This is a genomic window from Dermacoccus sp. PAMC28757 (assembly GCF_014302635.1).
In the GTDB taxonomy this organism is placed as follows: Bacteria; Actinomycetota; Actinomycetes; order Actinomycetales; family Dermatophilaceae; genus Dermacoccus; species Dermacoccus abyssi.
The window spans coordinates 1785453-1809107 of the sequence record NZ_CP060292.1; the positions used below are offsets into that span (position 1 = coordinate 1785453).

The 23655-nt window shown below is 68.5% G+C and carries 20 protein-coding genes; 15 read left to right on the plus strand and 5 right to left on the minus strand.

Features of this window, described 5'->3' with window-relative positions; all coding sequences use genetic code 11:
- Positions 1-8 precede the first annotated feature (8 nt).
- The 7 genes from smc (at position 9) to ffh (ending at position 11417) form a co-directional block, all read left to right on the plus strand.
- Entirely contained in the window at positions 9-3551 is a 3543-nt protein-coding gene (gene smc / locus H7F30_RS08575; RefSeq protein ID WP_187034587.1) for a chromosome segregation protein SMC, read from the plus strand.
- Between the two features lie 100 nt (positions 3552-3651).
- On the plus strand, positions 3652-3930 hold the full coding sequence (locus H7F30_RS08580) for a hypothetical protein (RefSeq protein WP_129665195.1): 279 nt from the start codon (positions 3652-3654) through the stop codon (positions 3928-3930).
- Between the two features lie 55 nt (positions 3931-3985).
- Positions 3986-5365, plus strand: a complete 1380-nt coding sequence (gene ftsY, locus H7F30_RS08585; RefSeq protein ID WP_047311968.1) for a signal recognition particle-docking protein FtsY — start codon at positions 3986-3988, stop codon at positions 5363-5365.
- A gap of 203 nt (positions 5366-5568) precedes the next feature.
- Positions 5569-6990 (plus strand): ammonium transporter, encoded by a 1422-nt coding sequence (locus H7F30_RS08590; protein WP_187034589.1) that lies wholly within the window; start codon positions 5569-5571, stop codon positions 6988-6990.
- Entirely contained in the window at positions 6987-7325 is a 339-nt protein-coding gene (locus H7F30_RS08595) for a P-II family nitrogen regulator (protein ID WP_187034591.1), read from the plus strand. The genes H7F30_RS08590 and H7F30_RS08595 overlap by 4 nt, the downstream gene beginning before the upstream one ends.
- A gap of 34 nt (positions 7326-7359) precedes the next feature.
- The gene (locus H7F30_RS08600) at positions 7360-9717 is read left to right on the plus strand and encodes a [protein-PII] uridylyltransferase (protein ID WP_187034593.1); all 2358 of its coding nucleotides are present in this window, start codon (positions 7360-7362) and stop codon (positions 9715-9717) included.
- An 86-nt stretch (positions 9718-9803) separates the two neighbouring features.
- Positions 9804-11417: a signal recognition particle protein gene (ffh, locus tag H7F30_RS08605; protein WP_187034595.1), complete on the plus strand. Its 1614-nt coding sequence runs from the start codon at positions 9804-9806 to the stop codon at positions 11415-11417.
- A 100-nt stretch (positions 11418-11517) separates the two neighbouring features.
- On the opposite strand, the gene H7F30_RS08610 is transcribed toward ffh, so the two are convergent.
- A complete protein-coding gene (locus H7F30_RS08610; protein ID WP_187034597.1) occupies positions 11518-12246 on the minus strand; it encodes an alpha/beta fold hydrolase in 729 nt (242 codons plus the stop codon).
- Positions 12247-12379: 133 nt separating this feature from the next.
- Between H7F30_RS08610 and H7F30_RS08615 the strand changes: the two genes are divergently transcribed.
- Together H7F30_RS08615 and H7F30_RS08620 are read left to right on the plus strand one after the other, a co-directional pair.
- Complete coding sequence (locus H7F30_RS08615) at positions 12380-13471, plus strand: amidohydrolase family protein (protein WP_187034600.1); 1092 nt, start codon at positions 12380-12382, stop codon at positions 13469-13471.
- Positions 13464-14372 (plus strand): GNAT family N-acetyltransferase, encoded by a 909-nt coding sequence (locus H7F30_RS08620; protein WP_222617791.1) that lies wholly within the window; start codon positions 13464-13466, stop codon positions 14370-14372. The genes H7F30_RS08615 and H7F30_RS08620 overlap by 8 nt, the downstream gene beginning before the upstream one ends.
- 17 nt (positions 14373-14389) lie before the next feature.
- Here H7F30_RS08620 and H7F30_RS08625 read toward each other — a convergent pair whose 3' ends face one another.
- From H7F30_RS08625 to aceA, 3 genes are all read right to left on the minus strand, one after another.
- Positions 14390-14710 carry a putative quinol monooxygenase gene (locus H7F30_RS08625; RefSeq protein WP_187034601.1) on the minus strand — a complete coding sequence of 107 codons (321 nt, stop codon included), beginning with the start codon at positions 14708-14710 and terminating at the stop codon, positions 14390-14392.
- A gap of 80 nt (positions 14711-14790) precedes the next feature.
- A complete protein-coding gene (aceB, locus tag H7F30_RS08630; protein ID WP_047311976.1) occupies positions 14791-16431 on the minus strand; it encodes a malate synthase A in 1641 nt (546 codons plus the stop codon).
- A gap of 197 nt (positions 16432-16628) precedes the next feature.
- Complete coding sequence (gene aceA / locus H7F30_RS08635) at positions 16629-17924, minus strand: isocitrate lyase (protein ID WP_129665214.1); 1296 nt, start codon at positions 17922-17924, stop codon at positions 16629-16631.
- A gap of 196 nt (positions 17925-18120) precedes the next feature.
- Between aceA and H7F30_RS08640 the strand changes: the two genes are divergently transcribed.
- The 4 genes from H7F30_RS08640 (at position 18121) to H7F30_RS08655 (ending at position 21147) form a co-directional block, all read left to right on the plus strand.
- Positions 18121-19632: a helix-turn-helix transcriptional regulator gene (locus H7F30_RS08640; protein ID WP_047311978.1), complete on the plus strand. Its 1512-nt coding sequence runs from the start codon at positions 18121-18123 to the stop codon at positions 19630-19632.
- 227 nt (positions 19633-19859) lie between these two features.
- Positions 19860-20345, plus strand: a complete 486-nt coding sequence (gene rpsP / locus H7F30_RS08645; protein ID WP_047312203.1) for a 30S ribosomal protein S16 — start codon at positions 19860-19862, stop codon at positions 20343-20345.
- A 5-nt stretch (positions 20346-20350) separates the two neighbouring features.
- Complete coding sequence (locus tag H7F30_RS08650) at positions 20351-20593, plus strand: RNA-binding protein (protein ID WP_047311979.1); 243 nt, start codon at positions 20351-20353, stop codon at positions 20591-20593.
- 116 nt (positions 20594-20709) lie between these two features.
- Complete coding sequence (locus H7F30_RS08655) at positions 20710-21147, plus strand: DUF2752 domain-containing protein (RefSeq protein ID WP_082128826.1); 438 nt, start codon at positions 20710-20712, stop codon at positions 21145-21147.
- 61 nt (positions 21148-21208) lie between these two features.
- Here H7F30_RS08655 and H7F30_RS08660 read toward each other — a convergent pair whose 3' ends face one another.
- Positions 21209-21637, minus strand: a complete 429-nt coding sequence (locus H7F30_RS08660) for a DUF4190 domain-containing protein (protein WP_187034603.1) — start codon at positions 21635-21637, stop codon at positions 21209-21211.
- Positions 21638-21735: 98 nt separating this feature from the next.
- Between H7F30_RS08660 and rimM the strand changes: the two genes are divergently transcribed.
- Complete coding sequence (gene rimM / locus H7F30_RS08665) at positions 21736-22281, plus strand: ribosome maturation factor RimM (RefSeq protein ID WP_047311981.1); 546 nt, start codon at positions 21736-21738, stop codon at positions 22279-22281.
- 3 nt (positions 22282-22284) lie between these two features.
- Entirely contained in the window at positions 22285-23466 is a 1182-nt protein-coding gene (gene trmD / locus H7F30_RS08670) for a tRNA (guanosine(37)-N1)-methyltransferase TrmD (RefSeq protein WP_187034605.1), read from the plus strand.
- The last annotated feature ends 189 nt before the right edge of the window (positions 23467-23655 follow it).

Below are 23655 nucleotides of genomic sequence, written 5' to 3' on the forward strand. Positions count from 1 at the left end.
GTAGCCGCTTGTACGTCAAGTCGTTGACCCTGCGCGGGTTCAAGTCGTTCGCCTCGGCAACCGACCTCGTCCTCGAGCCGGGCATCACCTGCATCGTCGGCCCGAACGGATCGGGCAAGAGCAACGTCGTCGACGCTCTCGCCTGGGTCATGGGCGAGGGAAGTGCGCGCAGCTTGCGCGGAGGCAAGATGGACGACGTCATCTTCGCGGGAACCTCCGGGCGTCAGCCGCTCGGGCGCGCCCAGGTGACGATGACGATCGACAACTCCGACGGCGCGTTGCCCATCGACTACACCGAGGTGACGATCAGCCGCACGATGTTCCGTGGCGGCGGCTCGGAGTACGCGATCAACCGCACGCCTTGCCGGCTCCTCGACATCCAGGAGCTCCTCTCGGATTCGGGTATCGGCCGCGAGATGCACGTCATCGTCGGCCAGGGCCAGCTCGACGCCGTCCTGCGAGCTACCCCGGAGGAGCGGCGCGGCTTCATCGAGGAGGCCGCGGGCGTCCTCAAGCACCGCCGGCGCAAGGAGAAGGCGCTGCGCAAGCTCGAGGGGATGGAAGGAAACCTGACCCGCGTCGCCGATCTGACGGCCGAGGTGCGTCGTCAACTCGGGCCGCTCGGACGACAAGCGGAGACGGCGCGTCGGGCACGGTCTATCCAGATGACGGTGCGCGACGCTCGCCTTCGCCTCTTGGCGGACGATCTCGTCCAGCAGCGTGCGGGTCTCGAGGCCGACCTCGCCGACGAGAAGGCGCTCGTCGAACGTCGCACGCGGCTCGAGGCTTCCGTGGCCGAGGCGAAACGCGCTGTCTCCGAACTCGAGGACGACGCGGCCCGCAAGGCTCCCGCACTCGACGCGCTCCAGCAGCAGTGGTACTCGCTCACGTCCCTTGCGGAAAAACTCGATGCGACCGCCCGTTTGGCGAGCGAGCGCGTACGCCTCATGGCGGCCGACGACGAACCGTCGCATTCGGGTCGCGATCCCGAGCAGCTGCGACGGCAGGCCGAGCGTGTGCGAGGGGAGGAGCTCGAACTCCAGGCTCAGGCCGATGAAGCACAGAAGGCCGTCGACGAGGCCGTTCGCACCCGCGAGGAAGCCGAGCAGGCTCACCAGGGGGAGCAGCAGCGGATCGTGCGCCTCGCGCGCGCTGCCGCCGACCGCCGAGAGGGCCTCGCCAAGCTTCACGGTCAAGTGGAGGCTCGACGTTCTCGCGTCGAGGCAGGTGAGGCCGAGATCGGTCGATTGCGCGGCACTCTGGGCGGATCGTCGGAGCGCGTCGACGAAGCTCGACGTGAGGTCGAAACTCTGCAGGCACGCCTCGCGGAGCTCGAGTCGGGCGAGGAGGCCGTCAACGCGGCGGCCGAGGAAGCCACGTCGCGACTGGCGGAGCTCGACGAGCGACGCCGCGAACTGCGCGACGCGCGCAACACCGCGTCGCAACGAAGTGGCGCCGCCTCAGCCCGTGCCGAGGCCCTCGAGATGTCCCTGGGTTCGGCCGGGGCGTCCCGTGAGAACCTCCCCGACGACGCCGCAGGCCTCGGCGGTGAACTCGTCGAAGCTCTTCAGGTCGAACCGGGCCACGAAGCGGCCGTCTCCGTCGCGCTCGGGTGGGCGGCCGAGTCGTTCGTCATCGCGTCGCACGAGGACGCCGCGCGTCTCCTCGGGCATCTGCGTGATCACGAGGGGGGTCGGGTCGGCCTCGTCGTCGCCGGAGCGAGCGCCCCCGACTCCGGCGCCTGGCCGGAACTGCCCGACGGCGCGGTCTGGGTACGTGACGTGGTGACCGTGCCGGACCACCTCGCGGCCGCCGTCGCCGTCCTCGTGGACAGGCTCGCGCTCGTCCCCGACACTGAGGCGGCACTTGCCGTTGTGGCGAGCGGCGCGCGTGCGGTCACTGCGGACGGCGACGTCTATGCACCTACCTTCGTGCGCGGAGGGGGGCGTCCGGGGCGTTCAGCGCTCGAACTGCGCGCTGCATTGGACGACGCGCGGCGTGACAGCCAGGCACAAGCAGAGCGCGAACGTGACCTCGCCACGGAACTGGACGAGATCGCCGGGCCGCTTCGTGAGGCACAAGCGGCCGCCGACGCGACGGCGGACCGGCTCTCCGAGAGCGACGCCGAGATCGACTCGACCGCGGAGCAGCTGGCGCGTCATCACCAGACGATCGCCGCAGCCGATCACGAGCGAGAGCGTATCCGTAGTTCCATCGAGCAGGCTCGCGTGGCGCTCGAAGCGAACCGCGGCGAACTCGAAGAACTCGAGCTACGGCTTGCTCACGCCCAGGAAGAGCCGAGCGACGAGGAACCGTCGGTGGCCGAACGAGACCGCCTGGCGGCGCTCGCAGCATCCGCCCGAACGGCGGAGACCGAACACCGGTTGACGCTGCGCACCCGCCAGGAACGGGCACGGGCGCTCTCGGGTCGGGCGGAGTCGCTCGAAGCGGCCGCACGATCTGAGCTCGCGGCGCGCGAGCGGGCCGAGGTGAGGCGACGCAGGCGCGAGGAATCTGCGCGCGTGGCACGGACGGTGAGCTCGCACGCCGAGTCGGCCTCGGCCGACGTCCGTCGCGCCCTCGAACGGCTCGTGCACTTGCGTGACGCCGAGGCGCAGGCCAAGGGAGAACGCGAGGCGCAACTCAAGGCCGCCCGCCAGCGGGCTCAGGAGCAGGCGGACGCCCTGCGGGAGGTCACCGACTCGGTGCACCGCGACGAGGTGGCCCGTGCGCAGCAGGGACTGCGCATCGAGGCGCTCGAAACGAGAGCTGGCGACGAACTCGGCATCGACCCGGACGTGCTCGTCGAGGAGTACGGGCCGCATCAGCTTGTCCCGCACCTCGAACCAGTCGCCGAGGGGGAGGAGACGCCGGAGCCGGTGCCCTTCGAGCGAAACGTGCAGGAGAAGCGACTCAAGCGGGCCGAGCGCGACCTCAAGCAGTTGGGGAAGGTCAACCCGCTCGCGCTCGAGGAGTACGCCGCGCTCGAGGAGCGCCACACCTTTCTCACCGAGCAGCTCGCCGACCTGCGCGGTTCGAAGAAGGACCTGATGTCCATCGTGGACGAGGTCGATGCACGCGTCGAGCAGGTGTTCACCGAAGCCTTCCACGACGTGGCACGCGAGTTCGAAGGCGTCTTCTCGCGGCTGTTCCCGGGCGGTGAGGGGAGACTTGTCCTCACCGACCCGGACGACATGCTGACCACCGGCCTCGACGTCGAGGCCCGCCCGCCGGGCAAGAAGATCAAGCGCTTGTCGCTGCTGTCCGGTGGAGAGCGTTCGCTCGTGGCGGTGGCGTTGCTCGTGTCGATCTTCAAGGCGCGACCGAGCCCCTTCTACATCATGGACGAGGTCGAGGCCGCGCTCGATGACGCGAACCTCGGGCGACTCATCACCCTGTTCGAAGAGCTTCGCGACTCGAGCCAACTCATCGTCATCACGCACCAGAAGCGGACGATGGAGGTCGCGGACGCGCTCTACGGTGTGACGATGCGTGGCGACGGCGTGACGACCGTGGTCTCCCAGCGGCTGGGCGACGTCCGTGTTCCGTAGGAGAACGCGTGACAGCGCCTGAGCCGTCCGCGTGGCAACTGGCAATCGGTGAGTGCGCCGGTCACAATCGTGAGGCACCCCGCACACATGAGGAGACACGGTGTTCTGGCTCGTTCTTGGTATGACGCTTGCCGTCGCGCTCGCCCTCTTCGTCGTGGGCATCGTGGCGCTGCCGGCCCGCCGTGCGGGGCGGAGCATGTTCACGCCGCGCGGTGAACGTCTCTTCCGGCTCTCCGACGACGCGCCGGTTGGCCGGAGTCGAGGCCCCGTGAAGCGTGCGGCCGGCGAGGCCGGCGCGACCAAGAAGCCCGCGAAGTCCGGCGAGAGTGCTTCGGCCGGGGTGGCACGTTCCGAGCGTGCACGCCGACCCGAACGCTGAGTGAGCCGCTGCCTCCCGATGGCCGGTTGTCGGTGAGGTTTGCAATGATGGGGCCGTGGATCAGCTCTGGGAAATTCTTGCTGTCGTAGTCGTTGCCCTGCTCGCAGGGGTGGCGGGCGTCGTCGGTCTCGTCCGCGGTCGTTCGCGCAAGGCGCCGAAGGTGCCGCCGAAGACCGAGCAGACGCCGATCGAGCGGCCGGTCGCCAAGAAAACGCAGTACAAGCCGAGCAGCGGCATGCGGATCGACACGTCGAAGACGGCCGAACCCGCACCGGCGAAGAACCAGGCGCCGAAGCCCGAAAACGCAACGCATGCTCCTACCGCAACCGATACGGCCGACGTCGCAGAGCCGACGAAGCCGGCGGAAGCCGCACCCGCCACGGGTGAGACGGTCGATGAGGACCGCCCGCTCACCGAGGCGGAGGCCACGCAGACCAACCCGTTCGACGTCGAGGCCGACGAGGAAGCCGCGAGCTCGACGGCGGCCGAGACCCGTGAACTCGAGAAGCCCGAATCCGCCCGTGGTCGCATGGTGCGCCTGCGTGAGCGCCTCTCCCGTTCGAACACGGCCCTCGGCAAGGGCCTCCTCGGCCTGCTCTCCGGCGGGACGCTGGACGACGAGGCCTGGGAGGACGTCGAGGACACGCTGCTTCGTGCCGACCTGGGTGTCGAGGCGACGACGGAGATCGTCGACAACCTCAAGAAGCGCATCTCCGTGCACGGTGCCACCGACGAGGAGACCGTCTCGCAGTGGCTCCACGAGGAACTGCTCGCGCAGGTGGGCCCCGACATGGACCGTCGTATCGCGGCCAGCCGCGTCGGAGACCGCCCCGCGGTCGTGCTCGTCGTCGGCGTCAACGGCACAGGCAAGACGACCACGGTCGGCAAGCTCGCGCGTGTTCTCGTCGCCGAGGACAAGGACGTCATCCTCGGTGCCGCTGACACCTTCCGCGCCGCCGCTGCCGACCAGCTCGAGACCTGGGGTGGGCGCGTGGGCGTTCCCACGGTCCGTTCGGACAAGGAAGGCGCCGACCCGGCCGCCGTCGCGTTCGACGCCGTCAAGGCCGGCCAGGAGGGGGAGTGCGACGTCGTGCTCATCGACACCGCCGGCCGCCTGCACAACAAGGTCGGCCTCATGGACGAGCTGACGAAGGTCAAGCGCGTCGTCGAGAAGCGCAGCCCCATCGATGAGGTGCTCCTCGTCCTCGACGCGACGACGGGTCAGAACGGCATGCGTCAGGCGGAGGTCTTCGGTCAGGCCGTCGACGTCACCGGTGTCGTGCTGACGAAGCTGGACGGCACGGCCAAGGGTGGCATCGTCGTCAACGTCCAGCGGGCGCTGGGCGTGCCGGTCAAGCTCGTCGGTCTCGGTGAGGGCCCTGACGACCTGGCGCCCTTCGACCCGGAGGCGTACGTCAACGCGGTGCTCGACTGAGCAGGCCGGTCTCGAGCCCCGCAGCGCCCACCCGCAGTCACGGCCGGTGGGCGCTCGTGCGTCCACGCTTCGACACGAAACGTCTCGCATGGCGTGCATACCCTGAGGATGTGACCGCGATTTCACGTCAGCGCCGCATCCGAAACATGGGCGAAACATCGCGAGCCGCATGCTGAAACGTGGCGAGGGCAGGATCACTGAGCATGAACGCACACCTTCTGGCGGCAGAGACCGCCCCGAAACTCGACTATGCGGCCACCGCATTCGTCCTCTTGTGCGCATCGCTCGTGCTCATGATGACGCCCGCGCTGGCGTTGTTCTACGGCGGGATGACGCGCTCCAAGTCGGTGCTCAACATGATGATGATGTCGTTCGGCGCCCTCGGCGTCGTCGGCATCATCTATGTGCTCTACGGCTACTCGATGTCGTTCGGCACCCACGACATCGCCGGGCTGATCGCGAACCCGGGTGACAAGTTCGGTCTGCACAACGTCGCCGACGTGTTCAACTCGTTCGGGTACGAGGGCTACGGAAACATCCCCGAGCTCGCGTTCGTGGGCTTCCAGCTCACCTTCGCGGGCCTGACGGTCGCGCTCATCTCCGGCGCCATCGCCGACCGTGTGAAGTTCTCGACGTGGCTCGTCTTCTCCGCGATCTGGGCGACGATCGTGTACTTCCCGATCGCGCACATGGTGTGGGGCGGCGGGTTACTCGGCGGCACCGACCAGGGCGTCGCCGCGACGATGTTCGGTTCGACCGACGGCAAGGCCACGTTCGCACCGATCGACTTCGCGGGCGGCACCGTCGTCCACATCAACGCAGGCATGGCGGGCCTCGTCCTCGCCCTCATCGTCGGGCGCCGCGCCGGTTTTGGCCGCGTGCCCATGCGCCCCCACAACGTGCCGCTGACCATGCTCGGCGCCGGTCTGCTCTGGTTCGGCTGGTTCGGGTTCAACGCGGGTTCCGAGCTCGCCGCAGACGGTTCGGCCGCCCTCGTGTGGGTCAACACGACCGCCGCGACGTGTGCGGCGATGATCGGTTGGCTCGCCGTCGAGAAGATCAAGGACGGTGAGGCGACGTCCATCGGTGCCGCCTCCGGCGTCGTCGCCGGTCTCGTCGCGATCACCCCCGCCTGTGGTGCGCTCAGCCCCGTCGGCTCGCTCATCCTCGGCGCGGTCGCCGGCATCCTCAGCGCCCTGGCCGTCAGCCTGAAGTTCAAGTTCAACCTGGACGACTCGCTCGATGTCGTCGGCGTCCACCTCGTCTCCGGCCTGTGGGGCACGATCGGCGCCGGCCTGCTGTCGACGACGAACGGCCTGCTCTACGGCAAGGGCTACGAGCAGACGGTCGTGCAGATCGTCATCGCGCTCGGTTGCCTCGCGTTCACGGGCGTGCTCACCGCCGTCATCGGTTTCGCCCTCAAGGCGACGATGGGCTGGCGCATCGACCACGACGACGAGCTCGCGGGCATCGACTCCGCCGAGCACGCCGAATCCGCCTACGATTTCGGTGGGTTCGCCTCCGGTACCCGCGTCGGCCACGGCCTGCTGCCGTCCGGCCACGGCCCCCTCGGTGGCAGCACCACCGGCGCAGAACACAACGACCCGCGAGGAGTGCAGGCATGAAACTCGTCACCGCCATCATCAAGCCGTTCAAGCTCGACGACGTCAAGGAAGCCCTCGAGGCCTATGGCATCGCCGGGATGACGGTGAGCGAGGTCAGCGGCTACGGCCGCCAGCGCGGCCACAGCGAGGTTTACCGCGGCGCCGAGTACAGCGTCGACTTCGTGCCGAAGCTGCGCATCGAGGTCGTCATCGACGACGCCGACGCGCCCGCCGTCGTCGACGCCGTCGTGCGTGCCGCGCAGACGGGACGCATCGGCGACGGCAAGGTGTGGACCGTGCCGGTTGAGGACGTCGTGCGAGTTCGCACAGGTGAGACGGGTCCGGCGGCGCTGTGACCTCGGCCGGCTGCACGTCGTGGGCAGAGAACTGATGGTCCTGGCCTCCGCCCACTACACCGAGCGCCTCGAACTCGCCACGGCACTGGGATTCAGCAGTCCGGGCGCCGGGCGTGCTCGCCGGCTCCGTCTCGCCGAGCACGCCCAGGGCTACCTCGAGCAGGTATGGCAGGAGGCGATCTCGGCTGCGGGTTTCTCCTCCGGCACGACAGACGTTGCGCTTGCCGTGGTCGGCTCGCAGGCCAGGGGGGAGGCCGGCCCGCTCAGTGACGTGGACCTCGTCCTGGTGCACACCGGTCGAGTGGGAGCCGAGCGTCTCAGCCGGCTGGCCGACGGCCTCTGGTACCCGCTGTGGGACGCCGGTGTGCGTTTCGACCATTCGGTTCGCACGCTCGCCGAATGCCGAAAGGCCGCCTCAGGTGATCTTGCCGCTGCGGTGGGGATGCTCGATCTCGCGCCCGTGGCGGGCGACGCGACCCTTGTGGCAGGGGTGCGCCAGAGTGTTGGCGTGGACTGGCGCGCCGCAGCCCGCAAGCGACTTCCGGAGGTGCTCGAATCCCTCGAGGCGAGGCACGCGAGCTTCGCGGCTGTTTCGGGGACTTTGGAGCCTGATCTCAAGGAGTCCGGTGGTGGTCTGCGCGACCTCCTGCTCATCGATGCCTTGACGACGGCCTGGCTCGCAGATCCGCAGCGGGCGGCTCTTGATCCGGCTCGAACGACTTTGCTGGACGTTCGCGACGCGCTGCAGGTGGTGACCGAGCGGGGGCGCGCGACTCTGGGACTGCAGCACCAGGATGCCGTGGCCCAGCTCCTCGGTCTGCAGGATGCCGACGAACTGCTCACCCGGGTCGTTGACGCGGGGCGCGCCGTGGCGCATGTGCGCGATACCGCGGTTCGTTCTGCCTCGCAGGCACAGCGTGCGCGGGGTCTTCGGGTGGGGCCGCGTCGCCCGCGCCTGACGCCGCTGGGGTACGGCCTCTTCCTCCACGACGGGGAAGTCGTGCTCGGTGGCTCACCGCGTGAGCCGGGCGTCGTGCAGCTCCTTCGCGCGGCCACGCAGGCAGCGCGTCGAGGAATGCGTATCGCTCCGGCGACGGCCGCGAAGCTCGCCTCTGACCTTCCCCGCCTTCCCACGCCCTGGCCGGCGCCGGTGCGGGAGGCCTTCGTCGAGCTGCTCGCCTCCGGTGCGGGCCTCGTCGACGTGTGGGAGGACCTCGACCGCATCGGCGTGATCGACGCGTGGTTTCCGGAGTGGGCGTCGATCCGATCACGCCCCCAGCGAAACGCGCTTCACCGTTTCACCGTCGACCGCCACCTCATCGAGGCGTGCGCGGCCTGCGAGCCACTGCTCGTGAGGGTGGCTCGTCCGGATCTCCTCGTCGTCGCGGCGTTCCTTCACGACATCGGCAAGGTGTCTGGTCAGCGGGACCACAGTGTCGAGGGTGCCCCCGTCGCCCGGGCCATCTGCGAGCGGATGGGATTCGATGCGAACGACGCCGCGGTCGTCGAACGGCTCGTGCGCCACCACCTCACGTTGGACGAGTGCGCCACTCGACGCGACCCTGACGATCCGCGCACGGCTGATGTCGTCATCGAGGCCGTCGCCGGTCAGGAGCAGGTGCTCCAGCTTCTTGCCGCGCTCACCGAAGCCGACGCCGTGGCCACCGGTACCGGAGCGTGGACCTCGTGGCGTGCGGGTCTCGTGGCAGATCTCGTGCGGCGCGTGGAGGCACAGCTGACACACGAGGTCGCCACCTCGAATCCGTGGGTCGGCTGGGAGCCGACGGCACAGGACGCGCAGAGGGTTCGTGACGGGGATGTCGTGCTTCAGGTCGAGCGCACGGACGTGCGCTCAGCTGTTCTCACGGTCGTCGACATCGACCGGCCCGGACTCTTCGCCGACACGGCCGGGCTCCTGGCCCTGAGACGACTGAGGGTCGTCGCTGCTGCGATCACGACGCGAGAGGGGCTGGCCCTGGATCGGTGGTCGGTCGAGGCGCCGCACGGGGAGTTGCCAGACGTCACGGAGCTCGAAAGAGCCCTGCGCGCGCTCCGGTATGGAGAACGCACGCCTCTTCGTGCCCTGGACGTTCCCGCGAGCCGGGCTCACGCCGGGTCAGAGCGGCCGAGCGACGTTCTCGTGCGACGTATGTCGTCCGCAGAGGACGCGCAGCGGATCGAAGTGCGCGCGCCCGACCGCGTCGGGCTCCTCTTCGACGTGGGACGCGCCCTCGCGGCGTGCGGCGTGGCGCTCGTCGGTGCGAGCGTCATGACCAGCGCGGGCCGGGCGGTCGACGTCTTCACGGTGAGGGCAGCTGACGCTGGGACGCTGGATCCTCAGGCGCTCGATTGTGCGCTCGATGCCGTTCGAGGCGCCCTGCGCTCTCGGTGAACGAGCAGAACGCTCACGGTGCGCCGCAGGTGCGGTCCCACGGTGTCGATCTGACGGCGCCCGGGGCGAGCGGGTAACCTAAACCGGTGTTCAACAGCCTTTCCGACCGTCTGACAGCCACCTTCACGAATCTTCGTGGCAAGGGGCGCCTGACCGAGTCCGACATCAACTCGACCATCCGCGACATCCGGATGGCGCTGCTCGATGCGGACGTGGCCCTGCCGGTCGTCAAGCAGTTCACCCGTGGCGTGCGCGAGCGCGCGCTGGGCGCCGAGGTGAGCCAGGCGCTCAACCCGGGTCAGCAGGTCGTCAAGATCGTCAACGAGGAACTCGTGGAGATCCTCGGTGGCCAGACGCGGCGCCTCAACATGGCCAAGTCGGGCCCGACGGTCATCATGCTCGCTGGTCTGCAGGGTTCGGGTAAGACGACGTTCGCCGGCAAGCTGGCCCGCCGTCTGCGCGACGAGGGCCACTTCCCGGTGCTCGTGGCCGCCGACCTCCAGCGTCCGAACGCCGTGCGTCAGCTGGAGGTCGTCGGTGAGCGTGCCGGTGTACCGGTGTTCTCGCCGGAGCGCGGCAACGAGGGCGGCCACGACGCCGTTTCGGAGAACGCCGAGGGCACGCGCTCGTACGGCGACCCGGTGTGGGTCGCGCAGGCCGGCGTCAACCAGGCCAAGCTGCGTCAGTACGACGTCGTCATCGTCGACACCGCCGGCCGTCTGGCCGTCGACGAGAACCTCATGCAGCAGGCCGCCGACATCCGTGAGGCGATCAACCCGCACGAGGTGCTGTTCGTCATCGACGCGATGATCGGTCAAGCCGCCATCGAGACGGCGACGGCGTTCCAGGACGGCGTCGACTTCACCGGTGTCGTCCTGTCGAAGCTCGACGGTGACGCCCGTGGTGGTGCCGCGCTGTCGGTCGCCTCGATCACGGGTCGCCCGATCATGTACGCCTCCACGGGTGAAGGCGTCAAGGACATCGAGGTCTTCCACCCCGACCGCATGGCGTCGCGCATCCTCGACATGGGTGACGTCCTCACGCTCATCGAGCAGGCCGAGCGCGCGTTCGACAAGCGCCAAGCCGCCGAGATGGCGCGCAAGTTCTCCGGCGGCGAGGACTTCACGTTCGACGACTTCCTCCAGCAGATGTCGGCCATCAAGAAGATGGGCAACATCAAGGGCCTGCTCGGCATGATGCCGGGCATGGGCCAGATGCGTGACCAGCTCAACGCGCTCGACGAGCGCGAGTTCGACCGGGTCGAGGCCATCGTCCACTCGATGACGCCGTTCGAGCGCAACAACCCCAAGCAGATCAACGGTTCGCGCCGTGCGCGTATCGCGCGCGGTTCGGGCGTGAGCGTCTCCGAGGTCAACCAGCTGCTCGAGCGCTTCGGCCAGGCGCAGAAGATGATGCGTCAGCTGAAGAACGGCGGCGGCATGCCGGGAATGCCCGGGATGCCGGGCATGGGTGCCGGTGGCGGCAAGCGCGGCAAGAGCCAGCCCAAGAAGAAGGGCAAGAGCGGTAACCCGGCCAAGCGCGCGCAGCAGGAAGCGGAGGCAGCGAAGAAGGCCGATGCCGCCCGTAACCAGGCCATGGAGAACGCGTTCGGGCAGATGAAGGAAGAGCCCGACTACTCCAATATGAAGCTGCCCAAGGGCTTCGAGAAATTCCTCGGCCCGGGCGCTGACAAGGACTGATCGCGCGAAGAGCGCTGCATGACCGTGAAGGGCCGACCACACACGAAGTGGTCGGCCCTCGCCGTCCCAGCTCGGGGACAGCCGGTGAAGGAATTGTCGGCTACGCGACGACGAGGGGCGGGCGCTCGGCGCGCTCGAACGCCGCCCGCAGCTCCTTAGTGAAGCGCTTGGGCCGGTTGAGGTTCGAGATGTGACCGGCGTCGTCGAGCACGACGAGACGGGCCGCGTCGTTGGCCGCGAGGAAGCGACGCTCGTGGATGCGGAACTCGTCACGGCGGCCGTTGATGATCGTCACGGGCACGTCGATCGAGCCGATCGCCTCGAGAACGTCGAGGCGCCCCAGCGCGCGCATGACGGGCGCCACGACGTGAGCCTTCGCACGACCGCCGCCGTAGTAGTGGCGCGCGGCCTTGGGTGAGTTGGCCTTCGCGAAGGCGGCGAGAACGCTGTCGTCCGCGCTGCCGGGAAGCCGGTCCCGCCAGGAGAGGTAGGCGCCGAACGCCACCGCGAGGAAGCGGTTCGGGACGGCGGTGCACCCCGCCACCGTTACGGCGCGTAGGGGACGCTGCGTGGTGGCGGCGTACTGCAGCGACAGGTAGCCGCCGAGTGACAACCCGACGAGCATCGGCGGCTCGGGGCACGACGCGACGGCCTCGTCGATGGTGGCCAACGCCGCAGCGAGCGAGAACTCCTCGTCCTGACGCTCGCCGTGACCGGGAAGATCAGGCGCGACGACGTGGAAGCCTCGCTTCGTCAGGCGCTTGATCTGGGGTCGCCACATGGTGCGCGAAGAGCGCACACCATGCACGAGAACCACAGAACCGGACATCTCTTCAGAATACGGCTCACGCCTGGGAAGGCCCTCCACACGTCGCCGCCACTCGGCGAAAATGGGCGGACAACGTGAGGAACATCGCACCTACTCGCCCGTTGGGTCGGTGGCTCCCGTTAGGGTCACGAGCATGAGCGACACCGTCCTGCACCTGACCGGTCGCGTCCTGCGTGGCCCCGATGACGAAGTGGCCGAAGCGTGGGTGATCGACGGACGCATCACGTTCGAAACCCCTGAGAAGGCAGCCACCGCCGACGCGGCGCGGCTGGAAGGCATCTTCCTTCCCGGTCTCGTCGACGCCCACTGCCACGTGGGCCTCGAGGCGCACGGTGGGGCACCGGAGAACGCCGAGGCGCATGCTCTCGCGGACCGAGCGGCCGGCGCTCTCCTCCTGCGCGACTGCGGTTCACCGGTCGACACCCACTGGATCGACGATCGCGAGGACCTGCCGCGCATCGTGCGCGCCGGACGTCACATCGCGCGCACGAAGCGCTACATCAAGAACTTCGCCCACGAGATCGAGCCGGAGGACCTCGTCGCCTACGTGCGTCAGGAAGCCCGCCGCGGCGACGGCTGGGTGAAGCTCGTCGGCGACTGGATCGACCGCGACGCCGGCGACCTCGCGCCCTGCTGGCCCAAGGAGGCCCTCACACCGGCGATCGACGCAGCCCACGAGGAAGGCGCTCGCGTCACGGCCCACTGCTTCGGTGAGCAGTCGCTCGTCGACTTCGCCGAAGCCGGCATCGACTGCATCGAACACGCGAGCGGCCTCACCGAGGAGACCATCGCGATGTTCGCCGAGCGCGACATCGCGATCGTGCCCACGCTCATCAACCTCGACAACTTTCCGAGCTTCGCGCAGGCGGGGGAGAAGAAGTTCCCCGGTTACGCCGCTCACATGCGTGACCTGCACGCCCGCCGCTACGAGACCATCGGGGCGGCTCGTGATGCAGGCCTGCGTATTTTCGCGGGCACCGACGCCGGCGGGCAGTTGCCCCACGGTCTCGTCGCCCGCGAGGTGGAGGAGATGCTCAACGTCGGGATGAGCACGACCGAGGCCATCGGCACGGCGACGTGGGGCGCCCGCGAATGGCTGGGCCACGAAGCGCTCGTCGAGGGTGCTCCCGCTGACCTCGTGCAGTACGAGCGCGACCCGCGCGACGACGTTCGCGTGCTCGCCGCGCCCACGCACGTCATCCTGCGCGGACGCGTCGTTGAGTGAGGACGACGGGCGCCTCCTCGTCGCCGACGGTGAGCGTGTCCACGTCAGTGTGGCGACGGGTGGTGACATCGCGCCGTACCGGGAGGCGATGACACGGTCAGCGTCTCGGATCGGCCGCTGGAACCCGGTCAACCCGGACGACCTCGTCCACCACCTCGCGGCGCAGTCGGCCACGCACCGCACGTTTCTCATCCGCGCCAAGGACGCTGCCCGGGTGACAGGTGACGAGGCGGGGCTCGTGGGCTGCGTCAACGTGACGAATGTCGTCCACGGCCGTTTCATGAGCGCCACCATGGGCTACAACGCGTTCGATCCCTACGTCGGTACCGGTCTGTTCCGCGAGGGGATGGCCCTCGTCGTCGGCATCGTGCTACGTCAGGCGCCCCAAGGTATGGGGCTTCATCGCCTCGAGGCGAACGTGCGCATCGGCAACGACACGTCGGCCGGCCTCCTGCGCTCCCTGGGGTTCCGTCGCGAGCGCACGATTCGCCGGATGCTCTGGCTGGCCGACGGTCTCGGGGGTCGGAGCGCGTGGTTCGATCACGACTCGTTCGCCGTGACGCGCGAGGAATGGCCCGCGGCGCCGCACGCCGCGAACGATCTGCCGACGGGCGTCATCGTGTGCGGGCCGGGCACGCCGGCCGCTACGGTCTTCGCGGTCGCACGCGAACTCGGGGGAGTGGCCCTCGTCGACGTGCCGTTCGACGCCGCCCTCACGACGGCCCGGTACGCAGCGGCGCCCGTCGTGTGGTCGGCCGACGGCGACGCGGAGGCCGCCCACGACGCGCTGTTGCGTGCGGGCGCCACCGTCGCTCGCGGTGACGACATCGTCGCGAGCATCAGCGGCAACCCGGCAGACGTGACGCGGGCGGCTCTCCGGCTGCGCCCGCGTCTCGTCTGAGGGGTTGTCGAGGCCCGTCAGTCGACGCTGATCTCGCCCATCTCGTCCCAGCCCTCGCCGTCGATCTGGCGGCTGATGATGCGCGGCGTGGAGGTGAGCTTGTCGGGCGTCTCGGCGGTGAACGTCTTGAAGTGCTCGGAGTTCACGTGTGCCTCTGCGGCGTCGTCCTTGAACGCTTCCACGAGCACGTACTCGTTCGGGTTCTCGACGCTGCGGCTCCAGTCGAACCACAGGTTGCCGCTCTCGGCGCGGGTGGCCTCGGTGAACGCTGCGACGTGGTCCATCCACGTCTCGGCGTGCTCGGGGCGGACGTCGAACTTGACGACGATGAAGATCATCGGAAGGTGCCTTTCACTCGGGGCATAGACAAGGGGATGTGCCGACTTCTCGGCACATCCCCTTGTCTACCACCTGTCGATCAGGCCGCGTCGCCGGCAACCTTCTCCGACTGACGCAGGTCCTCGGCGTCGATGCCGCGCGGCATGCGCAGGCCTTCGTCGAGGAGGAACCGCACGTAGGCGTAGTTCGTGAAGAACCCGGGAAGTTCGTCGGTCAGGGCCGAACGCTCGAGCACCTCACGGGCCTCGTCGAGACGCAACTGAATGTCGGCGTCGGCGCCGCGCTTGAGCTTGATCATCTCCTCGTCGATGAGGCGCTCGAGCAGGGCACGCGAGACCTGCGGACCTTCGGCGAGCTGCGTCGAGTGGTGCATCCACTGCCACAGCTGCGCACGGCAGATCTCGGTCGTCGCGGCGTCCTCCATGTAGTTGCCGATGGCGACGGCGCCCTGGCCGTCGATCCACGCGGCGAGGTACTGCAGGGCGACGCTGACGTTGCTGCGCACACCGTGCAGGCTCGTGGTCTGCATCGTGCCTTCGAGGCTGACGAGCGCGTGCGCGTCGTGACGCGGCGTGCGCTTGACCTCGATCTGGTCGAGCTTGTCGCCGAGCACGTGCGTGAACGCCGACATCACGGTGTCGACCATGGCCGGGTGCGCCACCCAGGAGCCGTCGAATCCCTCCTCGGCCTCACGCTCCTTCTCGGCGTGCACGACGTTGAGCGCGCGGTGACGGCGCTCCTCGTCCTGAACCGTCGGGTTGTTCGCCGCCGGCGCCGCGATGGCGTGCGTGCCGCGCTTGTGGGCGGTGGCGACGAGCAGGTCGGTGAACGTGCGCATGAACGGTGTCGTCATCGTGATGCGCTCGCGGTCGGGCAGCACGTACTCGTCACCGCGGTGGGCGAAGGTGCGCACGTAGCTGAAGATGTAGTCCCAGCGGCCCGCGTTGAGGCCCGAGGCGTGCTCGCGCAGCTCGAAGAGGATCTCCTCCATCGCGAACGCTGCGGGCAGCGTCTCGATGAGGACGGTGGCGCGCACCGTGCCGCGCGGGATGTCGAGGGCGTCCTGGGCCGCGTTGAAGATGTCGTTCCACAGGCGCGCTTCGGCACCGGACTCGATCTTCGGCAGGTAGAAGTACGGGCCGTAGCCGGCTTCGATGAGCGCCTTCGCGTTGTGGAAGAAGTACAGGCCGAAGTCGACGAGCGTGGCCGAGATCGGGCGACCGTCGATCGTGATGTGCTTCTCGCACAGGTGCCAGGCACGCGGGCGCATGATGAGCGTCGGGCGCTTGATCTGCGGGCGGGCCGCGTAGGCGCGCACCGCGTCACGCAGGACGATCTGACCGTCGATGAGGTTGAACCAGGTGGGCGCCGTGGCGTCTTCGAGGTCGGCCAGCCAGGTGGACGCGTTCGAGGCCATGGCGTGCTCGACGTGGCTGCGCGTCACCGGCGCGACGAGTTCGACGCGGCGGTCCGCGAGGCCCGGAGCGATCGGTGCGACGCTCCACGAGTCGTCCTCACGCGCGGCGATCTCCTCGGGGGAGAAGTCGAGGTCGGCTCCCCGGTTGATGCGACGCGACTGCGCGCGACGCTGCGCGAGTAGGTCGGCGCGACGTCCGGCGAACTCGCCGTCGAGGCGTGCCAGGAACGCGAGGGCGTCGGGGGTGAGGATCTCGTCGAAGCCCGGGTGCATCCGGCCGCGGACGGTGGGTGAAGAGCTCATGGGGCCCTCCTTCGAAGAAGCGCGGGGGCAACGCCGTCGGGCGTCGCGGGTGGAACGGTGAAACCCATCATCCCCGATACGCAGGCCCTCGTGGAGCGGGTTCGGGTGCTGGACGGGGTGGAAAGTGAACCCCCGCCCGTGCGGTCGGAGCCAGGTGGCCGCACAGGCGGGGGTTGGTCTTACTCAGACGGTGGCGATCAGAACTGAGCGCTCTCCGTCGAGTCCTTGAGGGCGGTCGTCGACGACTCGGGGTTGAGAGTCGTGGAGACCAGGTCGAAGTAACCCGTGCCGACCTCGCGCTGGTGCTTCGTGGCCGTGTAGCCGCGGCTCTCCGAGGCGAACTCGCGCTCCTGCAGGTCGACGTACGCCGTCATCTGCTCGCGGGCGTAGCCGTGAGCCAGGTCGAACATCGAGTAGTTGAGGGCGTGGAAGCCGGCGAGGGTGATGAACTGGAACTTGAAGCCCATCGCGCCGAGCTCCTTCTGGAACTTCGCGATCGTCTCGTCGTCGAGGTGCTTGCGCCAGTTGAACGACGGCGAGCAGTTGTAGGCCAGCATCTGGTCCGGGTACTCGGCCTTGACGGCCTCGGCGAACTTCTTGGCCAGTTCGAGGTCCGGCGTACCCGTCTCCATCCAGATGAGGTCGGCGTAGGGCGCGTAGGCCTTGGCGCGCTCGATGCAGGGCTCGATGCCGTTGCGAACCTTGTAGAAGCCCTCGTTGGTGCGCTCACCGGTGAGGAACTGCTGGTCGCGCTCGTCGACGTCGGAGGTGATGAGCGTCGCGGCCTCGGCGTCCGTACGGGCGATGACGACCGACGGGACGTTCGAGACGTCGGCGGCGAGGCGGGCGGCGTTCAGCGTGCGAACGTGCTGCTTCGTCGGGATGAGCACCTTGCCACCGAGGTGACCGCACTTCTTCTCCGACGCGAGCTGGTCCTCCCAGTGCACACCCGCGGCACCGGCGTTGATCATGGACTTCATGAGCTCGTAGGCGTTGAGCGGGCCACCGAAGCCGGCCTCGGCGTCGGCGACGATCGGGACGATCCACTCGTCGACGGACTTGGTGCCCTCGGAGAACTCGATCTCGTCGGCGCGCATGAGCGCGTTGTTGATGCGGCGCACGACCTGCGGCACGGAGTTGGCCGGGTAGAGCGACTGGTCCGGGTAGGTCTGACCGGCGAGGTTCGCGTCACCGGCGACCTGCCAACCGGACAGGTAGATGGCCTTGAGGCCGGCCTTGACCTGCTGGACGGCCTGGTTACCCGTCAGCGCACCGAGGGCGTTGACGAAGTCCTCCGTGTGGAGCTTGTCCCACAGCTGCTCGGCACCGCGCTTGGCGAGGGTGAACTCCTCCTGCACGTTGCCCTGGAGGCGAGCGACGTCCTGGGCGGTGTACTCGCGCTCGACGTTCTTCCAGCGCTCGTTCGTGTCCCAGTCCTTCTGGATCGCGGCTGCGCGGTCGTCGATCGTCTTGATGATCTGCTCGGAGGTCATTGGCTCCAGTCCTTCCTCTATGGGCCCTGGTAGGTGCCCGGTGGGGATCGATGACTCAACTCTGACCGAGAAGAACGCACAAGTAGGTAGACTTTTCAAGTAAAGATCGACGAATATTTACGTTTTGAGCAAGTTTGAGCCGTCTTTCGTCGCGAAGCTGGCGTGACGGCCGTCACGCAGGCCGGAAAGTGGAGTCATGAACGAGAAGATGCGCGAAGGGCGGCTCGCCTCGGCCCGTGCTGCGGCCGAGGAGGCGGCGCCCGTGGAGCGGGCAGCCCCCGACGCCCTGACGATCGGCCGGCGCCTGCGTCACGTGCGTCAGCAGGCGGAGCGCACCCTCGGTGACGTGGCGGGGGCGATCGGCATGAGCCCGTCGGCGCTCTCGCTCATCGAGAACGGCAAGAGGGAGCCGAGGCTCTCGGTCCTCACGTCGCTGGCCGAGGCGCTCGACGTGCCGCTCGCCGACCTTCTCGCGACGGCGCCGCCGTCACGGCGAGCGGCCCTCGAGATCCGTCTGGAGCGTGCGCAGCGGGCGTCGACGTACGCCTCGCTCGGGCTGCCGAGCGTCCGCATCGGACCGCGGCTGCCCACCGAGGCGCTCGAGGCCCTCGTCGGAATGCACGAGGCGATGGCGGCGATGCGCAGCGAGCAGGCGGCGACGCCCGAGCACGCACGGCGCGCGAACGCCGAGCTGCGCACCCGGATGAGGCAGGCCGACAACTACTTCGCCGACATCGAGGGCGCGGCTGCGCAGTTGCTCTCCGACGTCGGGCACCGTGGTGGGCCCGTCTCGCGAGCCTCTGTGGACCGCATCGCCGAACACCTCGGCTACCAGCTCGTGCACACCTCGGATCTTCCCGGCTCAACCCGGACGGTGAGCGACCTCGCGAACCGGCGCATCTATCTGCCGCAGCCGGAGGCCGGCCAGCACGACGCACGGTCTCTCGCCCTGCAGGCCCTCGGTCATCTCGTGCTCGACCACGAGGTGCCGGCCGACTACGCGGAGTTCCTTTCCCAGCGCGTCGAGATCAACTACTTCGCCGCCGCCGTGCTCATGCCGGAGAAGGAGGTGGGGCGCCGCCTTCTCGACGCGAAGGAGGCCAAGGACATCTCCATCGAGGATCTGCGCGATGCCTACGGCGTCTCCTACGAGACGGCGGCGCACCGCTTCACGAACCTCGCGACGAAGGTGCTCGACATCCCCGTGCACTTCATGCGCATCAGCTCCGACGGCGTCATCTACAAGGCGTACGAGAACGACGGCATCCAGTTCCCGACCGACGCCACGGGCGCGATCGAGGGCCAGCGCGTGTGCAAGCACTGGACGGCGCGCGCCGTCTTCGATCAGCCCGACCTGTCGCGCTCCTACCAGCAGTACACGGACACGCGCTCGGGCACGTACTGGTGCTCGGCGTTCGTGGACCGCACGCCGAGTGGCTTGTTCTCCGTCAACGTCGGTACGCCCTACCAGCACGTCAAGTGGTTCCGCGGCCGGGAGACGACCGAGCGTTCGCTCTCGCGCTGCCCCGACCCGTCGTGCTGCACGCGCCCTCCACAGGAACTTGCGAGCCGATGGGACGGTCGCTCCTGGCCGAGCGCTCGCGTGCACTCGCACCTGCTCGCCGCCATGCCGCCCGGCACGTTCCCCGGCGTCGACGACACCGAGGTCTACCAGTTCCTCGAGCGGCACGCGCGCGAGGACGGCTGACGGAGGGGAGGGGATTCGGCGGGTGGGCTCGCTTCTGGCAGAATGAAGCTGTACCCGTGCGCCCGGCAATCGGCCGGATGCACGCCTACCCCGAATCACGGTTCCCCGTTCGGACGCCGGTCGACGTCGGTCATCCGCGAAATTTCCTTCGCGTCAGGCTGCGCTCGTGCCCGTTCGCTCGAGCGGTCTCGCCGTGGTTCACCTACACAGAAAGTGAGACCGCCACCATGGCAGTCAAGATCCGCCTCAAGCGCCTCGGCAAGATCCGTCAGCCCCAGTACCGCGTTGTCGTCATGGACAGCCGTACGAAGCGCGACGGCCGTGCCATCGAGGAGATCGGCAAGTACCACCCCAAGGAAGAGCCGAGCCTCATCGAGATCGACGGCGAGCGCGCGCAGTACTGGCTCTCCGTCGGCGCGCAGCCGACCGAGCAGGTCGCCGCGCTCCTCAAGATCACGGGTGACTGGCAGAAGTTCAAGGGCGAGCCGGGTGCCGAGGGCACGCTGAAGACGGCCGAGCCGAAGGCCGACAAGAAGGCCCTCTACGAAGCCGCTCTCAAGGCCGCTCAGAACGCCGACACCTCCAAGGGCGGCGCCACGACGGCCAAGAAGAAGGCCGACAAGGCCGAGGAGCCCAAGGCTGACGAGGCCAAGGCTGAGGAGAAGGCCGAAGAGGCTCCCGCAGCTGAGGCCGAGAAGACCGAAGAGGCCTGATCCTCGTGCTCGAAGAAGCACTGGAGCACCTCGTCAAGGGCATCGTCGACCATGACGGCGACGTCGTCGTGCGTCACAAGGACGGACGACGGGGTGAACTCCTCGAGGTTCGCGTCCACCCGGACGACCTCGGTCGCGTGATCGGCCGTTCCGGTCGAACGGCGTCCGCCCTTCGCACCGTGGTCTCCGCGCTGGCCGGTGGCCGTTCGGTTCGCGTCGACATCGTCGACACCGACCGTTCGCGCTGAGCCGGTGCACCGACGAAGCAGCCCTCCCACCTCGACGAGGTGGGAGGGCTGCTTCGTGTTTCTCCGGGTCTGGAGGGGATGCCGGGCCGCCGGCAGGTGAAAGGTAGCGTTGAGGGGTGACCGAAACAATGGTGGCTCGAGACCAGCGCCCTCGGGAGCGCCGTCTCTTGGGGCCGTTCGTCGTCGCCGGTTCCTTGGCGCTGGCCTCCGGCCTCCTGTACCTGCGTGATCCTCACGTCGATGCGTCGTGGGGACGCTGCCCGTCCATCGCGCTGTTCGGTCTTGCTTGCCCCTTCTGCGGCGGCCTGCGTGCCGTGAACGACCTCACCAACCTGCGTATCGTCGATGCCTTCTTCAGCAATCCGCTCCTCGTGAGTGCCGTGCCCTTGGTGCTCGCGTGGTGGATCAGCGTTGTTCGGGATCGATGGACCGGCAGCACGCGTCCGTGGATGTTCCCGGTGCAGCGGGGTGTCGTGGCGCCGGTGCTGATCGCGGTGTGCGTCGCCTTCTCGCTGTATCGGAACCTGCCGATCGGCGCGGCCTTCTATCCCTGATGTGAACATGACGAAGGGCTGCATCCGTTGCGGATGCAGCCCTTCGTCGCTCGTGCCGGGGTCAGCCCTGAGTGGCCACCCAGATACCGATACCCAGGTTGAGGATGGTGACGACGGCGCCGACGATGATGGCCAGCTTGGCCTTCTCAGCGCCCGTCTGCATGCCGTTGCTCTCGCGGATTTCCTTCTGGGCGATGACGCCGAGGACGATTCCGACGATCGAGAGGATGCCGCACAGGAGGCCGAGGAAGGAGCAGATGAGGGCCGGCAGGGCCTTCTTGTTCTCCATCGTCATGCCCTGGTACGGCGCGCCACCGGGCTGGCCGAAGCCGCCCTGCGCCTGCTGACCGTAGACATCCTGACCGGGCTGACCGTAGGGAGCCTGGCCGCCCTGGCCGTAGGGAGCCTGCGACTGGCCGTTCGCGTCGTAGTTCGGCTGGTTGCCGTAGTTCTGCTGCGGGTTGTTCTGGGGGTCCATGGGGTTGCTCATGTTCTCTCCTCCGTGTGAGTCCTGCCCCAACCGTAGTAGGAATCGCCCCTGCCCGCGGGGGCGACGAAGCGGTGGGCATGTCCTGACAGAATGGAGGCATGGATGAAGTTGTCGTCGCACGAATCGGAAAGGCCCACGGGCTCAAAGGTGAAGTGACGGTGCAGGTGCACACCGATTCGCCCGAGGAACGCTTCGTCGCCGGGGCAGCCTTCGTCACCGACCCCGCTCACCGCGGACCGCTGACGCTGCGGTCGACGCGCGTCCACAACGGCATCTACCTCCTCGCGTTCGAGGAGGCTCCCGACCGCACCGCTGCCGAGGGGCTACGCGGCATCAACCTGCTTGCGGCCGCGGACGAACTCGTCGAGGACGACGCCTGGTACGAGGAAGACCTGCTCGGCTTCGGCGTCGTCCTCGAGGACGGCACGGCCGTCGGAACGGTCAAGGGTCTCGAATCGCGGGAGGTGCAGGACCTGCTCGTCGTCGACGGGGTGGACGGCTACGACGTTCTCCTGCCGTTCGTCGAGGAGATCGTGCCGGAGGTCGACGAGGACGAGCGCCGCATCGTCGTCACACCGCCGCCCGGCCTGCTGGAACTGGGACGCCCCACCGATGCTCACTCCGACGACGTCGAAGAAGCCTGATTCGTGCGCTGCGACATCATCTCGATCTTTCCGGAGTACCTTGAACCGCTGAACCTCAGCCTGCCCGGGCAAGCCCAGCGCAAGGGGCTGCTCGAGGTTGCCGTGCACGACCTGCGCGACTTCGCCCACGACCGGCACCGCACCGTCGACGACACGCCCTACGGGGGCGGCGCCGGCATGGTGATGAAACCTCAGCCGTGGTGGGAGGCGCTCGAGCACGTGCGCGGCCTCGGCGAGGGCACGCCGACGCTCATCGTTCCCGGGCCCGGGGGAGAGGTGCTCACGCAGAAGGTGGCGCGTGAGCTCGCCGACGAGCCCTGGATGATCTTCGCCTGCGGCCGGTACGAGGGCATCGACGAACGCGTCTACGAAGCGGCCGCTGAGGTGATGCCTGTGCGCGTCATCTCCCTGGGTGACTACGTCCTCAACGGCGGTGAGGTCGCGGTGCTCGCCATGATCGAGGCAGCCGCACGGCTGCTGCCGGGCTTCATGGGGAACGCGGAGTCGCTCCTCGAGGAATCGCACGAGGACGGCCTGCTCGAGTACCCCGTCTACACGAAGCCGGCGTCATGGCGTGAGCGTGAGGTTCCGCCGGTCCTCCTCTCCGGCGACCACGCCAAGGTGGCGGCATGGCGGCACGAGCAGCGCCTCGAACGAACGGCCGCCCGGCGCCCCGACTTGCTTCACGCGTCGGCGGCGCTCGCGGGCACCGACGTCGTGCCGCAGGCGCTCGTGCCGGCCGACCTCGGCGAACTCATGACCCTGCAGCGCGCCTGCTGGGCCGGAGAAGTGGCCGGTGCCGAGCCGGAGCACGCCTGGTGGGAAGCGCCGGCCGAAACCGTCGATGATCTGCGTGACGCGCAAGCGAACTGGACGACGTGGGTGGTGCGCAGCGAGGGGCGTCTCGTCGCCTCGGTGCGCGCCCGCCGGCTGCCCGAGCGTCAGACCACGTGGGAGATCGGGCGGCTCATGGTTGCGCCCGACCTCTCCGGGCGTGGCCTGGGTCGCGCGCTGCTCGAGTACGCAGAGGCCGCGGCGCCCGCCGACATCACCCGCTTGCGCGTGAACGTAGACGTCGGACGTGAGCGCGTCCTGCGCCTCGCGAAGAAGGCCAAGTACAGGGTGATGCCGGGTGGGGGCACCCGTTCCGGCACGGTTGACCTGGAGAAGCGACGCCAGAGCTGACGCTCCACGCACGCCCGTGTCCAGGAGGTCGCGCGATTTCGTGAGAGCGCGCCCGCTCTGGCAAGATGAGTCCTTGCGTCTTGTCACGACGAGTCCCCGCCGCAGGGGGAGTGGCACGGCCGGTCGGTACCCCCGGGGTTTTGATCCAGATCATCTCGGGCATCACCGCACCGAACACGCCGGACCATG

What these genes read in the sequence shown, in the direction of transcription:
- H7F30_RS08590 (WP_187034589.1), top strand. Translation starts at nt 5,569, where the DNA reads ATGAACGCACACCTTCTGGCGGCAGAGACCGCCCCGAAACTCGACTAT.
- H7F30_RS08595 (WP_187034591.1), top strand. Translation starts at nt 6,987, where the DNA reads ATGAAACTCGTCACCGCCATCATCAAGCCGTTCAAGCTCGACGACGTC.
- H7F30_RS08600 (WP_187034593.1), top strand. Translation starts at nt 7,360, where the DNA reads ATGGTCCTGGCCTCCGCCCACTACACCGAGCGCCTCGAACTCGCCACG.
- H7F30_RS08610 (WP_187034597.1), bottom strand. Translation starts at nt 12,246, where the DNA reads ATGTCCGGTTCTGTGGTTCTCGTGCATGGTGTGCGCTCTTCGCGCACC.
- H7F30_RS08615 (WP_187034600.1), top strand. Translation starts at nt 12,380, where the DNA reads ATGAGCGACACCGTCCTGCACCTGACCGGTCGCGTCCTGCGTGGCCCC.
- H7F30_RS08625 (WP_187034601.1), bottom strand. Translation starts at nt 14,710, where the DNA reads ATGATCTTCATCGTCGTCAAGTTCGACGTCCGCCCCGAGCACGCCGAG.
- aceB (WP_047311976.1), bottom strand. Translation starts at nt 16,431, where the DNA reads ATGAGCTCTTCACCCACCGTCCGCGGCCGGATGCACCCGGGCTTCGAC.
- aceA (WP_129665214.1), bottom strand. Translation starts at nt 17,924, where the DNA reads ATGACCTCCGAGCAGATCATCAAGACGATCGACGACCGCGCAGCCGCG.
- H7F30_RS08640 (WP_047311978.1), top strand. Translation starts at nt 18,121, where the DNA reads ATGAACGAGAAGATGCGCGAAGGGCGGCTCGCCTCGGCCCGTGCTGCG.
- rpsP (WP_047312203.1), top strand. Translation starts at nt 19,860, where the DNA reads ATGGCAGTCAAGATCCGCCTCAAGCGCCTCGGCAAGATCCGTCAGCCC.
- H7F30_RS08660 (WP_187034603.1), bottom strand. Translation starts at nt 21,637, where the DNA reads ATGAGCAACCCCATGGACCCCCAGAACAACCCGCAGCAGAACTACGGC.
- rimM (WP_047311981.1), top strand. Translation starts at nt 21,736, where the DNA reads ATGGATGAAGTTGTCGTCGCACGAATCGGAAAGGCCCACGGGCTCAAA.